Below are 14,324 nucleotides of genomic sequence, written 5' to 3'. Positions count from 1 at the left end.
AGTCATGCGCTTTGGATTGTTCATTCCGCAAGGCTGGCGGCTCGATCTCGTCGACATTCCCAGCGACAAGCATTGGCAGGTGATGCGCGAGCTCGCCACGTACGTCGACAACGGCGCGTGGGATTCGCTGTGGGTCTACGACCACTTCCACACCGTTCCGGTTCCGACGCAGGAGGCGACGCACGAGGCATGGTCGCTGATGTCGGCCTACGCGGCGACGACCTCGCGGATCAAACTCGGCCAGATGTGCACCGCGATGAGCTACCGCAATCCGGTGTATCTGGCCAAGGTCGCGGCCACCGCGGACATCATCTCCGGCGGCCGCATCCAGATGGGCATCGGCGGCGGCTGGTACGAGCACGAGTGGCGTGCTTACGGCTACGGTTTTCCGTCCGCCGGTGTGCGGCTCGGCCGACTCGACGAGGGCGTGCAGATCATGCGCGACGCCTGGCGAAACGGGAAGGTCAGCTTCGACGGCAAGCACTACCAAGTCGACGGAGCGATCGTCGAGCCAAAGCCGTTGCAGGACGGGGGCATTCCGCTGTGGATAGCCGGCGGCGGGGAGAAGGTAACGCTGCGCATCGCGGCGAAGTATGCCCAGTACACCAATTTCACGTCCGAGCCGAACGGGTTCGCGCACAAGTCGCAGGTCCTGGCCGAACACTGTCGCGACGTCGGCACGGACTACGACGCCATCGTGCGGTCGGCGAATTTCAATGCAGTGATCGGCGAATCGGAGGCCGACGTCAAGGAACGGGTCGCGGCACTGCGGGCTCGGCAGGTGGCCAAGGCGAACGAGGCCGCCGTCGACGGCATGCTCTCCATGGTCACCGCCCCTGAATCTGCTTCTGGTACACCGGAACAGGTTGTGGAGAAGCTACAGCGGATGCGTGACCTCGGGTGCGAGTACGCCATCCTCTATTTCCCCGATGCCGCGTACGACCGGACCAGCATCGAGCTGTTCGAGCAAAAGGTCATCCCGGCGCTGAGCTAGCAGCTGCCGTCCGAAAATTAGTGCAGAGATGCTCTGTGCTGCGCTGTTAGCCTGACTTCCGAGGAAAGGTAGCGCACGCATGGGGCTCTTCGACTTTGTCGATGACGTGGTCGACACCGTCTCCGATGTGGCCGAGAAGGTCGAAAAGGGCGCCGAGTGGGTCGCGGAGACCGCAGAGCAACTCGGACTGGGCCCGGTAGCCCGTGTAGCGAAGACGGTTGGAAAGTTCGCAGGCAAGTTGGCGATCGCGCCGACGCCGGTCTTGGAGGGTGGCCAGAAGGTCATCGAGAAGATGATCGACTCGGCGGGCGGCGACAACGAGCCAGAACACGGCGAGGCGTTCGGGAATGGCTCGCGAGCCTTCGAGGCGCAGCTTCAGACACTGCGTACGGCGCATCCAGGTCAACTCTGGGAGGGTGGCACGGCCTCGAAGGCCTACGCTGAGCGGACCCATGAACAAGAGAATCGTGTGGCGACTCTTTCCGAGGCGGACATCGAGATCGCCCAGATCCTCACAGGTGAAGCCGATCAGCTCCGTCTTCTACGCAAAGTGCTGGTGCATCAACACCAGTTCCTGGCTGACTTCGGTTCGTACACACAGTATCTCAGCACGCTAGGTCCTGAGGGCAAGGCCGCACAGTACACGCTCGAGACGTGGGCGGTGTCGATGGCGATGATGGAGTGCATCCCCAGGATGTGGGATATGCACAACAACGCCAACGACAATGCGGCCAGAGTTCGTGAGGCGATAGATATGTATAAGGATGTCGCTTCGAAGGTGGTCATCTCGGATTCGAATAACGACTTCGACCCGCCAAAGCGCTGACAGGAGACCACGTTGACTGAGTACCCATTGGCGGTTACCGCGCAGTACGTGCGCGCTCTCTCGGAGCTGCAGAAAAAGGCGGCGCGCGGTGTCAACGATGCGCTGCTTGCGGTGAGCGGGGTCGGTGACAACGTTGCGAAGACTCATGGCTCAATCTGTTCGGTGACAGCGACCGCGGTAAAGACCGCAGAGACAGAACGCAATACGGCGGCGACACGTGTCCGAGACCAGTCCTCAGACCTTGCCGTCAAGCTCGAACACGCTGCCGACAAATACGACGAGATCGATCAGACAGAAAAGGCGAATCTCGATAACCAGATGAAACCAGGCGGCTGATGGACCGCACCTGGCACCCGTGGGACGACGAGGACCCCGTTGAAGACGGCGATGATCACGATGATCTTGCAGCGCTGGACTTTTCAGCTGACGAAGACTCAGATGCGCCCGCCGTATCGGAAGACGAAGTTCTCGATAATGTTGAGCCGGCGCTGTTCACCGTCACGAATCCACCCGGCACGGTGACGGTAACGGCCGAGCTGAACGGATCTGTGCATCGAGTCGATCTCGCGCCGAGCGTCACCAACATGACTGAGCGCGAGCTTGCCGAAGAAATACGGGTCATTGCAGGCCTTGCGCGTCTGAAGGCACGGTCAGTAATGCACCAGTTTCTTGTCGACGGCATGGGTCGGATGGGTTATGACACTGCGGGATTGAGCGCGGGTCTGACGAGAGACATGGATATGCCGACCCCCGAACAGGCGGCGGAAGCCACCGCGCAGCTGTTCGCGAGCCGGTATGCGAGTAACGAAGACTGACGTTCTCGGCTATCCGCTGCCGAGATGGCCTGTGCAGGACAGAAAAATGCCCTCCGCTTGATTCTCTTGGATCACCTTGCCGCCAGCTGTGATGCGGCACTTTACTGGTTCCTCAGACGATTTCGGCCTTTCCACCGATAGCGACACGTACGTGTCGTCACCGCGCATCGTCACCTCGGTCTTCCAAGGGAGCGCCACAGTAACCGGGTTGGACCGATTGCCGTCTGCCCCCCAGTATGTGACTTCGGCCGAGCCTGAGCCGCTGACTTCATAGGTGACGGTGACAGCCTGAGGCTCGTTCTTCGCGACGGCGAAGATGACGACGAGACCGACCACTACGGCCAGCACGACCGCCGCAAGGATGCCGCCGACGATCCACGGCCAGCGCTTCTTGGCCGGCCGTGGGGGTGGTGCAGGGTACGGCGGATAACCGGACGGCGGCCCGAACTGACCCGAACCGCCAGGTGGGGGGTGGTACGGCGGCGGCACGGGGTTGAAGCCGCTGCCGTCGTCGTTCGTCACCACGCCTCCTCGCCGAAACTCCGCAGAGCAATGTGCATCGTCAAATACCTTAAATCACCCGGCGCGCCGGTCCGCGCGCCACTTTGGGACGCGATGAAGGTGTGGCAGCACATCCGCGCCACCAGCCAGGGGCGAATGACGTTGCGTACCTGTAGATTTCGAAAATATGGGTGACGGTGACGTCGGCCAGGGCGCATCGACGCTACGCGACTGGCACTCGGGAGCTTCCCCGGAGCCATTATCTGCTTGGCCGGACACGGGGCAGGCGTGCTCCAAGCTGGGAGTTCACTGGGAGGCGCAACCTCACAAGCCGGTCCAGCCCGAAGTGAATGAACGGTAACCGGGAGCGTACGAAACTTTACCGGCCGGTGAACCTGTGGAGTCGCCGACGTTTCAATAGTCGGAGAAGATCTGTGCGTGTTATCGATTTCGCGCGATCTCGCCGTCGCAGCGCCCGAGCCGACCTGGGTGCCGCGACCCCGCATCGTGCCGCCCGTTTCCAAACGCTCCGAGGCGTGGGCGCGACCCGCCCATCCCGCCGACGTGGCACAGGCGAGGATGTTCGACCTCCTTCTATTAGGCGAAATAGCCGAGCTAGAGGAGCTGGTCGCCTCGATGGAGAAGCGTTGGCTGCGGCGGTGTGAGCGCGGCATCGATGACGAGAACCGGCCTCCGGAGAACTTGATCCGGATGCGCGGCCGCGTCGCGGAGGCGCAGAAGCTCCTCGACGCACTGCGAGACCGGTTCCCATCGGAGTGAGCTAGCACCGCAAGTAGACCCAGATCCGCTCACTGAGATTCAAATGTCAGCGCCCTACGCTGCGGTCTTGCCGGTGCCGCCTATGACGACAATGGTTGTGTTGGTCATGTCTCGAACGCAACGGGCCCGACGGTGAGACGATCCGTAGTCGATCCGCCCGGAACCATGTCTGATCGTCTGGAAGGGGACCGCGATGGAAAAGGTTTCGCTCACCGCGCTAGCTCGCCACCAGTTGGAGACCGCCCGAGCGGCGAGCAGCGGCCGAAGCTCGCACACCGTCTACGGCGGACACGAGCATTCGTTGCGTCAGACGCTGATGGCGTTGACCGCCGGCAGCACCCTCGACGACCACGAGAGCCCGGGCGAAGCGACTCTGGAAGTGCTCCAAGGCAGGGTGCGGGTAACGAACTCCACCTCCGGGTGGGACGGTTCACCCGGCGACCTGATCGTGCTGCCCCGCGAGCGACACGGTCTGCATGCCCTAGAGGATTCAGTGGTGCTGCTGACGGTGTCGAAACCCGTTGGGCCGCATACCTAATGGCTTAGAACGTTGATCACATTGCCGGACGGGTCGGCGAAGAAGAACCGTCGCACCCCCCACTCCTCGTCGCTGAGTGGATGCACGATCTCTAGACCTGCCGCCACCGCGGTTTCGTAAGCAGCGTCGACGTCGTCGACCTCGATGGAAACGTTCGGATTGACCCGCGCCGTCGCGTCTTTCGTCATCAGGCTGACCTGGTGGCGCAGGTCCTCATCCGCGAGCGTGACAATCCAGCCAAGGTTCATCACCTCGCGCAGGCCGAGAATCCGCACATAAGCGTCCCGCGTGGCTTCGATATCCGACACCGTGAGGATCGGCATCACCCGTTTGACGGTCATACCGCCGGTCCCAGCAGGTCGTCGGCGTCCTTGATCACATAGCCGTAGCCCTGCTCGGCGAGGAACCGCTGCCGGTGCGCGGCATATTCGGCGTCGAGGCTGTCGCGGGAGACCACCGAATAGAAGATCGCTCCTCCGCCGTCATGCTTTGGCCGCAGCAGGCGTCCCAACCGTTGCGCCTCCTCCTGGCGCGAGCCGAACGTCCCCGAAACCTGCACCGCCACATTGGCTTCCGGCAGGTCGATGGAGAAGTTTGCGACCTTCGACACCACCAGCGTCGATATCTCGCCGCGGCGGAACGCGTCGAACAGCGTCTCGCGCTCGGCGGTCTTCGTCGACCCCTGGATCACCGGGGCGTTCAGCTCCTGGCCGAGTTCGTCGAGCTGGTCCAGGTACGCGCCGATCACCAACGTCTGGTCGCCACGGTGCTTCTCCAGAATCGACTTCACCACCGCGATCTTGGTGTGCACCGTCGAGCACAGCTTGTAGCGCTCGTCGGGTTCGGCGACGGCGTAGAGCATCCGCTCGTTGTCGGTCATCGTCACCCGCACCTCGATGCATTCGGCGGGCGCGATCCAGCCTTGGGCCTCGATGTCCTTCCACGGCGCGTCATAGCGCTTCGGCCCGATCAGCGAGAACACATCGCCCTCGCGGCCATCCTCGCGAATCAACGTTGCGGTGAGCCCGAGCCGCCGCCGCGACTGCAGATCCGCCGTCATCCGGAACACCGGAGCGGGCAGCAGGTGCACTTCGTCATAGATGATCAGGCCCCAGTCACGGCTGTCGAACAACTCGAGGTGCCGGTATTCGCCCTTGGTGCGCCGGGTGATCACCTGGTACGTCGCGATGGTGACCGGCCGGATCTCCTTCTTCTCACCGGAGTATTCGCCGATCTCCTCCTCGGTCAGCGACGTCCGGTTGATCAGCTCGCGCTTCCATTGCCTGCCTGCCACCGTGTTGGTGACGAGGATCAGCGTGGTCGCGCCCGCCTTGGCCATGGCCGCCGCGCCGACGAGCGTCTTGCCCGCTCCGCATGGCAGCACCACCACGCCGGAGCCGCCCTGCCAGAACGAGTCCGCGGCCATCTCCTGGTAGTCGCGCAGGTGCCAATTCTCTTGATCAAGGCTGATCGGATGCTTTTCGCCGTCGACGTAACCGGCCAAATCTTCTGCGGGCCAACCGATCTTGAGAAGCATCTGCTTGATCCGGCCGCGCTCGCTGTTGTGCACGATGACGGTGTCGTCGTCGATGCGGGCACCGAGCATCGGCGCGACCTTCTTGTTGCGCAGCACCTCCTCCAGCACGGCGCGGTCGAGGCTCACCAACGTCAGGCCATGCACGGGGCTCTTCACCAACTGCAGCCGCCCGTAGCGGGCCATCGTGTCGACGATGTCGACAAGCAGCGGCTGCGGCACCGCGTAACGCGAGAAGGACACCAGCGCGTCCACCACCTGCTCGGCGTCATGGCCGGCTGCGCGTGCGTTCCACAACGCCAGCGGCGTGATGCGGTAGGTGTGGATGTGCTCGGGTGCGCGCTCCAGCTCGGCGAACGGGGCGATCGCGGCGCGCGCGGCACCCGCTTGCTCGTGGTCGACTTCGAGCAGCACCGTTTTGTCGGACTGCACGATCAGGGGGCCGTCGGTCATCCCACCCATTATCCGGACTCGGCCGCCACCACTGAGGTGACGCGGTGGATGGCGAACTCACGCACCCGCCCGGACGCCGGATCGTAGGCGGTCAGCTGGCCGCCGCGCACGTTGATCGGCGCCACCACCCGCTGCGTGGCCACCCCGGCCGGGTCGACGTAACCGATCACCACCGAGGCCTGCATGTGGGCGGCCTCCTGCAGCTGTGTGATGGCGACCGCGGGGTCGAGCCGCATGCTGGACGACGGTGTGGCCGCCACCTTGCGCAGCACCGCAACGATCGCGCCCAGCGTCTGGCTCGTCGGCGTCGGCGCGGGCCGGTAACTTCGCCGTCGCCCCGGTGGTGCAGGCACGCGCGCGCCGCGGGCGCGAATGTCGACGATGGCGCCCGTCGAGTCCTCGGCCGCAGGCGCGAAGCCGGAGCCGCGCAGCGCGGCGAGCACCTCAGAGATCGGGGCTTGTGACACCGCGACGGTTGGCGCCAGCAGCCGCATCTCCAGCTGTTCGGTGGCGGGCGCCGCGACGGCCTGCGCCAGCAGGGCCGCGTCCTCGCACCGCACGAACGACGCCGCCATGCCGACGCGCAGCTGCCCATGCCGACGGGCGACATCGTCGATCAGATATGTCAACCCTTGCGGCACAGGTGTTTTGGAATGCCGATTGAACAGACCGTGCAACTCGCTGGCTGTGCGTCCGGTGTCGAGTGCGCGCCGGATGGAGGCCTCGCTGATGCGGTACACCATCGCCGCACCCGCCGACTCCACGGTGGCGACGGCCGCCAGTTGCTCGGCCAGTTCGCGTTGCAGCGGCCCGGGGACGATGACCGTCAGGTCGGCCTGCAACAGAAAATGGTCGATGGGCTGCGGCAGCACCTTGTCGATCGCCTTGACGACGTCGTCGTGTGCGTCGCCTGCCAATAGCTTCCGCGCCGGTGAGGAGATCGCTCCGCGGCCAACCACTCCGAGGGCGTGCGCCTCGGTCAGCAGGTCACCGATGGGGTCGGGCTGCAGCCGCACCGCCCATCGCGGCCGCCGCCACACCATCGCCCGCGAGGCCGACGTGGCGTCGACACCGGCGCCAGGCGACAGATCGGCCAGCACGTCGAGCAGCAGCCGGCGGTCCAACGGCGCTGCGGTGGAGAACAGCGAATCCGACAGTGCCGCATAAGGTTTGCCGTCGGGCCCGCGACTGCCCACCAAGCTTGGCCTGCCGGGCAGGTCCAGCCACGTCAACGCCAGCAGGTGCCACTTCGAAGCCGCAGGCGATTCGACGAATCGGTCCGCGGCCACCGTCGGCGCCCAATACGTGCCCACGCCGTCGCGAGGATCCGGTTCCGGCAGCCCGGCAGCGATGAGCCCCGCCCCCGCCGACACCTCGAGGATCAGGCCGAGCCGCGCCTCGTCGATCCCGGTGACCTTGGTCAACCTCTTGACGTCGCGTACACCCAGGCCGCCACTGCGCAACTCGGGAACCGGTGTGGCGCCCAGGGTTTCGAGCACCAGCTCGACCTCGCGCAGCATGTCGATCACCGCGCCGGCGGCCACTGCGTCGACATCGGCGACGGTCGTGCTCGACACCACCGGATCGGGTTGGCTCAGCTCCACCGGACCTGGCAGCTCGCCACGCATGACCTGGCCGACCAGTCGCGGCAGGATCACCGTCTCGGCATCCACCTGCCGTAGCAGGCCCGCGGCCAGCAGCCGCTGCACGGGACGGTCCGGCGGGGTGCCCGGCGCGGCGTCTCGGGTGCGCCCCATCGGTGAGCCCTCCAACAGCTTGTGCAGCAGCTCGAGTTGCGGCTCGTCCAGCGTCTCCAGCCGGGCGGCGATATCCGTCGGGGCGGAGTCTTCGACGATGGCCTGGCCCGGATACCAGGCCAAGCCGCCCGCGGCCTCCGCCGCGACGCGCACCGCCGAGTCGCCCCACACCAGCGCGCGCTCACGCAGATCGTCCACGGCGGCGATGACGGTGTCCTCGCTTGCCCGGTCGCCGATCAACTCGAGCAGCTTCGTCACCGGCACGGCCGTCGTATCCGCGTGCAAGACCAGCAGCGCGTCGAGAACCGCGAGCCGCAGGAAGTCCAGCTCGTCGGTGGCAGCCTTGACCGATTGACGGGCCTGCGCGCGCGCCGCCAGCGCCGCGATCGTGCCCGGCGGTGGTTGCGTCAGGTCGGGCCGCAGCTCCAGGAGCCGGATCAGCTGCCCGTCATCGCGCTCGGCCAGCCAGGCGCCAAGCGGGACGCCCGGAGTAGTTTCGGTCATTGCTGACCAGCGTAAGGCAGCCTGCCGGTGTCGCCACTGCTCAAGGCGCCTGCCACAATGTGCACGTGGCAGAGAACAAAGGGCAGAAGAAGCGCTACGTCGACCCCGGCTGGCCGGAACTCGACGGCGACGACGATCACGCGGTCAGCGAGCTAGCCACCGACCGGACCGGCGCGCTTTCACCCTTCGGTGAGCTGGCGTTCCCGCTGCCGTCCGACGACATTCCATACGTCCACCCGTCCACGGTCGTCAACAAGTAACGGTGAACCAGCCGCGCCGCCTTTCGCACCTGGATGAATCCGGCGCGGCGCACATGGTCGACGTGACGGCCAAAGACGTCACGAAGCGCACGGCGGTCGCCGCCGGGAGGCTGCACACGACCCCGGACGTCATCGCGCTGATCGCGTCCGGCGGCCTGCCCAAAGGCGACGCCCTGGCGACCGCGCGCGTTGCGGGCATCCTGGCCGCCAAGCGCACCAGCGATCTGATCCCGTTGTGCCATCAGCTGGCGCTGACCGGTGTCGACGTCGACTTCGAGATCGGCGACGGCGAGGTCGCCGTCACAGCGACCGTGCGCAGCACCGACCGCACCGGCGTGGAGATGGAGGCACTGACCGCCGTCAGCGTCGCCGCACTGACGGTCTACGACATGATCAAGGCGGTGGACCCCGCCGCGCGCATCGACGACATCCGGGTGCTGCGCAAAGACGGCGGCAAGACCGGGACGTGGACCAGGTGATCCGTTCCGGTCGCGTGGTGATCGCCTCCACGCGAGCGGCCGCCGGTGTGTACGAGGACCGCTGCGGCCCGATCATCGTCGACTGGCTCAACACACGTGGCATCTCGACACCCGCACCGACGGTCGTCGCCGACGGCACCGAGGTGAGCGGGGCGCTTTTCGCCGCGGTGGGTGAAAACGTGGACCTGATAATCACTTCCGGCGGCACAGGGATATCGCCGACGGACGCCACACCTGAGGCGACCGCCAACATCGTCGATTACCAGATTCCCGGCCTGGCCGACGCCATCAGGCGATCCGGCCTTCCACATGTGCCGACGTCCGTCCTGTCTCGCGGGATCTGCGGGGTCAGGGGCCGCACGCTCATCGTGAACCTGCCCGGCTCACCCGGCGGCGTCAAAGACGGCCTCGGCGTGCTCGACGATGTCCTCGAGCACGCGCTTGATCAGCTCGGGGGAAAGGACCATGCGCGATGACGGCCGTCGTCCTGCGTGTCGAGTTGAGCGAGCAACCGATCGAATTGAGCGAATACGAGGCGCTTGTGGCCCATGAGTCGGCCGGCGCGGTGGTGGGTTTCGCCGGTGTTGTGCGCGACCACGACGGCGGGCGCACGGTGACGCGGCTGGAGTATTCCGCGCACCCGTCAGCGCAGCAGACCCTCGCCGACGTGGCCGCCGAGATCGCGGCCGATTGTCACGGCGTGCGGGCCATCGCCGTCAGCCACCGCATCGGCACGCTGCAGATCGGGGATGCCGCCCTGGTGGCTGCGGTCGCAGCGGACCACCGCGCGGCGGCATTCGAAACGTGTGCCCGGCTCGTGGACACTGTCAAAGCCCGGCTGCCGGTGTGGAAGCACCAGTTCTTCGCCGACGGCTCCGACGAATGGGTGGGATCCGCCTAGCGGCTAGGCGGGCGGCAGGATCGGCGCCGGCGCTGGCGCCGGGGGCGGCGCGGCCGGATCAGCCGTGTCGGCCGGACCCACCGGAACGTTCGGACCAGGAGCCTGCTCCGGGTACGGCGTGTTCATCCCGCGTTGGCCCAGCCCCATGATCAACGCTTCCTTACCGCTGATGTCATGGTTCTGGACCGCTTGCCACAGGTCCTTGAGGTAACTGACGTTGGGGCCGTCGGCGCCCGTCGCGCTCCGATCCAGCGTGGCCCCCGGCGGAAGTGCATCGGGGCTCGGCAGATGCGGCACGCCGTCGGCAGGAACCGGCAGGCCACCGGTCGCCACCTGGTTGGCGGCGTCGTAGGCCGGGGCCGGAATGTTGACACCGGCGAGAGGCGCCAGCGGGTCAGGCGCCGCAACGTCCCCCGGCGCGGGCGGCGCCGGGGGAGCCGGTGGGGCGGGCGGGAGCGGCGGCAGTACGGGGTCGAGCGGAGCCGGTGCGTGCAGCGCCCAGACTTCCGGCTGATCGACGGGGGCGGGAGCGACGTCCCAGTTGTCGGCGGCCGCGACGACCGTCTCCTCGATCGGCGGTGCATCCACTGGCGCCGGAGGCGGCACGTCGACCGGCGGGGCCGGCGGCAGGTCGGCGGGCACCGAAAGGGCAGCGTCGACGATCGGCGCCTCGGCCGGGGGCTCGGGCAGTGGCGCAGGCGGCGGCGGAGCGTCGGGCACCGGCGCCGACACAGCGTCGAAGGCGGCGGGCTCAGCCGGTGGGGGAGCCAAGGGATCGACTGGCGGCGGCGGCAGTTCGCCGTTGAGGCCCGCGTTGTCGAGGGCCTGCGGCTGCTCGACCACGTTGCGCGGGGTCGCGTGCGACAGGGGGCCGCCGCATACCGGCCATGCGCCCTTGCCCTGGCTGGCGAGCACGCGCTCGGCGACTGCGATCTGCTCTTCCCTGGTGGCCATGTTGGCGGCCGGCGCGTACTGGCCGCCGCCATGGGCTGACCAGGTGCCGGGGGTGAACTGCAGCCCACCCTGGTAGCCGTTGCCGGTGTTGATGGCCCAGTTGTTGCCTGATTCGCACTTGGCGACCTGGTCCCATTCGCCGTCGGTGGCGGCGCCAGCATGCCCGGCGAGGGCGAGGCTTCCGCTTCCGAGGACAGCGCCGGTGAAGGCGATCTTCGCGACGCTTACAGACGATGTAGTGGGCTTACGATGCCGTCCACTCATGGGTGCGTTAGGTCCTCTCTTAAGCGCCCGCGAGGTCAGCTGTCGGGTTCGGGCTGGAGAGGTCACCCGGCCGTCGTCGTTGAAGACGACGGCTTCACCCCAAGGAATCGCAAGCGATTCCAGGTCCTATCTGTTCGGTGGACCGGTGGGTCCCCCGCCTCCATCCAAGTTGTTTGTCGTTGTCCCGTACCCAACGGATGGAGCTCGGCGCGGCCGGGCACGGCGGGCCAATCGATTAGGGGTCGATGGCTTGGGCTGAACCGTAACGGGTCTAGCTGGTCGCGTCATCTTTTGACGCGGGCGGCGTTTCCGTGGGCAGCAAATCTTAAAAAGGCTCTAAAAGCCCAGGCGGCCAAGGCGTTTCCCCAGGTGCAATTTGCAAGGTAACGGCCCGTGGCCAGCTCGTGACCGTTTCGTTATGTGATGCAAATCACGCTTATCCACCGGCGAACGGGGGAAGAACATCGATCGTCTGAGCGTCGTCGAGCGTCATTCCTAAGTCCCGCACCGCAATTCCGTCACACAGGTATGAGCATCGGCTCAACACTTTGGCGAGTTCGGGGTCGCGTTCACTGAGACCGTTGACCAGAGCGTCAACCGTGGTGCCCGTCGGCAGCGCGATGATCTCGTCATCGAAGCCCGCGGCCGCACGCGCCGCCGCGAAGTACCGCACCGTCACCTTCATCGACACCTCAGCCGCCGATCGCGCTCATCGGGCGGTCGGGCTGCACGAAGCCCGGGTCGTTGATGCCGTGTCCGGCCGCCTTGGCCCACATCGCGGCGCGCCACGCCGCTTCGAGCGCATCGTCGTCAGCGCCGGAGCGAATGAGGCTGCGCAGATCCGTTTCCGCCCGAGCGAACAGACAGTTGCGAACCTGCCCGTCGGCTGTGAGCCGGGTGCGGTCGCAAGCCGAGCAGAACTGATGCGAAACCGAAGCGATGATGCCGACCTTGCCCACGACTCCAGGACCGTCCACGACCTCCCACAGCTCCGCGGGCGCCGAACCTCGCGGGGCCGGGTCGGGCCGCAGGTCGAAGTGCTGCTGCAGTGTGGCGAGCACATCGTCGGCGCTGATCGCTCGGCCACGTTGCCACTCGTGGCCGGCATCGAGCGGCATCTGCTCGATGATGCGCAGCTGGTACCCGCCGTCGACGCAGAAGCGCAACAGCGCCACTGCATCCTCAAGTCCCGTGACCGGGTCCAGAACGGCATTGACCTTCACCGGGTTCAGCCCGGCAGCCTTTGCGGCCTCCAGGCCGGCGAGTACGTCGGAAAGCCGGTCGCGACGGGTGATGTGCGCGAAGCGTGCCGCGTCGACGGTGTCCAGTGAGACGTTGATGCGGTCCAGGCCGGCTCGTTTGAGCCGGGCAGCGCGTTTGTCGAGCCCAATCCCGTTGGTGGTCAAGGTGATTTCGGGGCGGGGCCGCAGTGTGGCCGTGGCCGCGACGACGTCCTCGAGATTCTTGGCGACCAGTGGCTCGCCGCCGGTGAAGCGCACGCTCGTGATGCCGAGCCGGGTGACTGCGATCCGCAGCAGCCGGACCAGTTCGTCATAGTCCAGCAGCTGCTCGCCAGGCAACCAGTCAAGGCCGTCCGCCGGCATGCAATACGTACAGCGCAGATTGCACCGGTCGGTCAGCGATACCCGAAGGTCGGTCGCGACTCGGCCGAAGGTGTCGAGCAGCGGCCCGCTAATTGGTGCGGGCTCGGCCGGGCCCATCGACGGCACGCCCAGATCGATGACGGTCATGCGGCGGCTCTCGGGGAATAGGAGACGGAACGGGCCTCGTCACTGGGCACGATCTCCTTGCCAAGCGGCACCAGCGAGACGGGGATCAGCTTGAGGTTGGCCAGCGCCAGCGGGATGCCGATGATCGTGACCGCCATCGCCACCGCGGTGATGACATGGCCGATGGCCAGCCAGATGCCGAACAAGATGACCCAGATGACGTTGCCGATAAGCGCGCCGGGGCGTGGTCCTGGCTTCTCGACGATCGTGCGACCGAACGGCCACAGTGCATAGGACGCGATGCGCAGCGCGGCGAATCCGAACGGAATCGTGATGATGAGGACGAAGCAGATGAGCGCCGCGAGCAGGTAGCCCAGCGCTAGCCATAGGCCGCCGAAGAGCAACCAAATGATATTCAGGATCAGGCGCATCTTTCCTCCAGCGGTGGTTTCAGACTACCGAGTAAAGGGGGTGATGACCGGCGCGGGCTCCGAGTAGGATCTCCTAAACGCGTCCCGGCGCAGGCGGGACGCTTTCCTTATGTAACTGTTCGCAGAAGACAAGCGGGTGAGACCAGTGCCGACCGGCCGGGTTAAGTGGTACGACGCCGAAAAGGGCTTCGGCTTTTTGTCGCAGGAGGAAGGCGAGGACGTCTACGTCCGGTCCTCGGCGTTGCCCGCCGGCGTCGACGGTCTCAAGGCTGGGCAGCGGGTCGAATTCGGCGTGGCCGCGGGCCGTCGCGGCCCGCAGGCGTTGAGCCTGAAGATCATCGACCCGCCGCCGAGCCTGACGCGGACCCGACGCGAAGCAGCGGCGGCCGAGCACAAGCACAGTCCCGACGAGCTGCACGGCATGGTCGAGGACATGATCACGCTTTTGGAGAGCGCGGTGCAGCCGGAGCTACGCAAGGGCCGCTACCCCGATCGCAAGGTCGCCCGCAGGGTGTCCGAAGTGGTGCGGGCCGTCGCGAGCGAACTCGACGCCTGAGCTGCTTCTCGGCCGAGTGTCCACTTAATACACGTTTTTTGCTCGAT

19 protein-coding genes and 1 riboswitch are annotated in these 14,324 nt (G+C 66.2%); of the genes, 11 read left to right on the top strand and 8 right to left on the bottom strand.

Annotated elements, in window-relative coordinates; genetic code table 11:
- The first annotated feature begins 4 nt into the window (after positions 1–4).
- The 4 genes from ACWW36_RS05025 (at position 5) to ACWW36_RS05010 (ending at position 2,635) form a co-directional block, all read left to right on the top strand.
- Complete coding sequence (locus ACWW36_RS05025; RefSeq protein WP_456140495.1) at positions 5–994, top strand: LLM class F420-dependent oxidoreductase; 990 nt, start codon at positions 5–7, stop codon at positions 992–994.
- Between the two features lie 79 nt (positions 995–1,073).
- Positions 1,074–1,820 (top strand): EspA/EspE family type VII secretion system effector, encoded by a 747-nt coding sequence (locus ACWW36_RS05020; protein WP_456140494.1) that lies wholly within the window; start codon positions 1,074–1,076, stop codon positions 1,818–1,820.
- Positions 1,821–1,847: 27 nt separating this feature from the next.
- Positions 1,848–2,156, top strand: coding sequence for an ESX-1 secretion-associated protein (locus ACWW36_RS05015; protein ID WP_456140493.1), 309 nt, complete (start codon positions 1,848–1,850; stop codon positions 2,154–2,156).
- Complete coding sequence (locus tag ACWW36_RS05010; protein ID WP_456140492.1) at positions 2,156–2,635, top strand: hypothetical protein; 480 nt, start codon at positions 2,156–2,158, stop codon at positions 2,633–2,635. Before ACWW36_RS05015 ends, ACWW36_RS05010 begins: the two co-directional genes overlap by 1 nt.
- A 9-nt stretch (positions 2,636–2,644) precedes the next feature.
- On the opposite strand, the gene ACWW36_RS05005 is transcribed toward ACWW36_RS05010, so the two are convergent.
- The gene (locus ACWW36_RS05005) at positions 2,645–3,157 is read right to left on the bottom strand and encodes an MmpS family transport accessory protein (RefSeq protein WP_456140491.1); all 513 of its coding nucleotides are present in this window, start codon (positions 3,155–3,157) and stop codon (positions 2,645–2,647) included.
- 417 nt (positions 3,158–3,574) lie between these two features.
- Between ACWW36_RS05005 and ACWW36_RS05000 the strand changes: the two genes are divergently transcribed.
- Complete coding sequence (locus ACWW36_RS05000; RefSeq protein WP_456140490.1) at positions 3,575–3,916, top strand: hypothetical protein; 342 nt, start codon at positions 3,575–3,577, stop codon at positions 3,914–3,916.
- Between the two features lie 193 nt (positions 3,917–4,109).
- Positions 4,110–4,454 (top strand): cupin domain-containing protein, encoded by a 345-nt coding sequence (locus ACWW36_RS04995; protein WP_456140489.1) that lies wholly within the window; start codon positions 4,110–4,112, stop codon positions 4,452–4,454.
- On the opposite strand, the gene ACWW36_RS04990 is transcribed toward ACWW36_RS04995, so the two are convergent.
- From ACWW36_RS04990 to ACWW36_RS04980, 3 genes are read right to left on the bottom strand one after another with little or no spacing between them, the layout of a single operon-like run.
- The gene (locus ACWW36_RS04990) at positions 4,451–4,795 is read right to left on the bottom strand and encodes a VOC family protein (protein WP_456140488.1); all 345 of its coding nucleotides are present in this window, start codon (positions 4,793–4,795) and stop codon (positions 4,451–4,453) included. The genes ACWW36_RS04995 and ACWW36_RS04990 overlap by 4 nt on opposite strands.
- On the bottom strand, positions 4,792–6,441 hold the full coding sequence (locus tag ACWW36_RS04985) for a DNA repair helicase XPB (RefSeq protein WP_456140487.1): 1,650 nt from the start codon (positions 6,439–6,441) through the stop codon (positions 4,792–4,794). Before ACWW36_RS04985 ends, ACWW36_RS04990 begins: the two co-directional genes overlap by 4 nt.
- Positions 6,442–6,449: 8 nt before the next feature.
- Positions 6,450–8,702, bottom strand: a complete 2,253-nt coding sequence (locus ACWW36_RS04980; RefSeq protein WP_456140486.1) for a helicase-associated domain-containing protein — start codon at positions 8,700–8,702, stop codon at positions 6,450–6,452.
- Positions 8,703–8,767: 65 nt separating this feature from the next.
- On the opposite strand from ACWW36_RS04980, the gene ACWW36_RS04975 reads away from it, so the two are divergent.
- The 4 genes from ACWW36_RS04975 to ACWW36_RS04960 are packed head-to-tail and all read left to right on the top strand — an operon-like array spanning position 8,768 to position 10,342.
- Complete coding sequence (locus tag ACWW36_RS04975) at positions 8,768–8,962, top strand: hypothetical protein (protein WP_456140485.1); 195 nt, start codon at positions 8,768–8,770, stop codon at positions 8,960–8,962.
- 53 nt (positions 8,963–9,015) lie between these two features.
- Positions 9,016–9,441 carry a cyclic pyranopterin monophosphate synthase MoaC gene (moaC, locus tag ACWW36_RS04970; protein ID WP_456142368.1) on the top strand — a complete coding sequence of 142 codons (426 nt, stop codon included), beginning with the start codon at positions 9,016–9,018 and terminating at the stop codon, positions 9,439–9,441.
- A complete protein-coding gene (locus tag ACWW36_RS04965) occupies positions 9,438–9,917 on the top strand; it encodes a MogA/MoaB family molybdenum cofactor biosynthesis protein (RefSeq protein ID WP_456140484.1) in 480 nt (159 codons plus the stop codon). Before moaC ends, ACWW36_RS04965 begins: the two co-directional genes overlap by 4 nt.
- Complete coding sequence (locus tag ACWW36_RS04960) at positions 9,914–10,342, top strand: molybdenum cofactor biosynthesis protein MoaE (RefSeq protein ID WP_456140483.1); 429 nt, start codon at positions 9,914–9,916, stop codon at positions 10,340–10,342. The genes ACWW36_RS04965 and ACWW36_RS04960 overlap by 4 nt, the downstream gene beginning before the upstream one ends.
- Positions 10,343–10,345: 3 nt before the next feature.
- Here ACWW36_RS04960 and ACWW36_RS04955 read toward each other — a convergent pair whose 3' ends face one another.
- From ACWW36_RS04955 to ACWW36_RS04940, 4 genes are all read right to left on the bottom strand, one after another.
- Positions 10,346–11,560 (bottom strand): transglycosylase family protein, encoded by a 1,215-nt coding sequence (locus ACWW36_RS04955; RefSeq protein WP_456140482.1) that lies wholly within the window; start codon positions 11,558–11,560, stop codon positions 10,346–10,348.
- 9 nt (positions 11,561–11,569) lie between these two features.
- A riboswitch (cyclic di-AMP (ydaO/yuaA leader) is annotated at positions 11,570–11,749 on the bottom strand.
- A gap of 247 nt (positions 11,750–11,996) precedes the next feature.
- Positions 11,997–12,245 carry a MoaD/ThiS family protein gene (locus tag ACWW36_RS04950; protein ID WP_456140481.1) on the bottom strand — a complete coding sequence of 83 codons (249 nt, stop codon included), beginning with the start codon at positions 12,243–12,245 and terminating at the stop codon, positions 11,997–11,999.
- Positions 12,246–12,252: 7 nt separating this feature from the next.
- Positions 12,253–13,311 carry a GTP 3',8-cyclase MoaA gene (moaA, locus tag ACWW36_RS04945; protein WP_456140480.1) on the bottom strand — a complete coding sequence of 353 codons (1,059 nt, stop codon included), beginning with the start codon at positions 13,309–13,311 and terminating at the stop codon, positions 12,253–12,255.
- Positions 13,308–13,721, bottom strand: coding sequence for a YccF domain-containing protein (locus ACWW36_RS04940; protein ID WP_456140479.1), 414 nt, complete (start codon positions 13,719–13,721; stop codon positions 13,308–13,310). The genes moaA and ACWW36_RS04940 overlap by 4 nt, the downstream gene beginning before the upstream one ends.
- A gap of 145 nt (positions 13,722–13,866) precedes the next feature.
- On the opposite strand from ACWW36_RS04940, the gene ACWW36_RS04935 reads away from it, so the two are divergent.
- Positions 13,867–14,277 carry a cold-shock protein gene (locus ACWW36_RS04935; RefSeq protein WP_456140478.1) on the top strand — a complete coding sequence of 137 codons (411 nt, stop codon included), beginning with the start codon at positions 13,867–13,869 and terminating at the stop codon, positions 14,275–14,277.
- Positions 14,278–14,324 lie beyond the last annotated feature (47 nt).

The sequence above is a fragment of the Mycobacterium sp. MMS18-G62 genome, assembly GCF_053877835.1.
The sequence above is the reverse complement of the archived record's forward strand: the minus strand, read 5'-3'. Positions and strand labels throughout refer to the sequence as shown.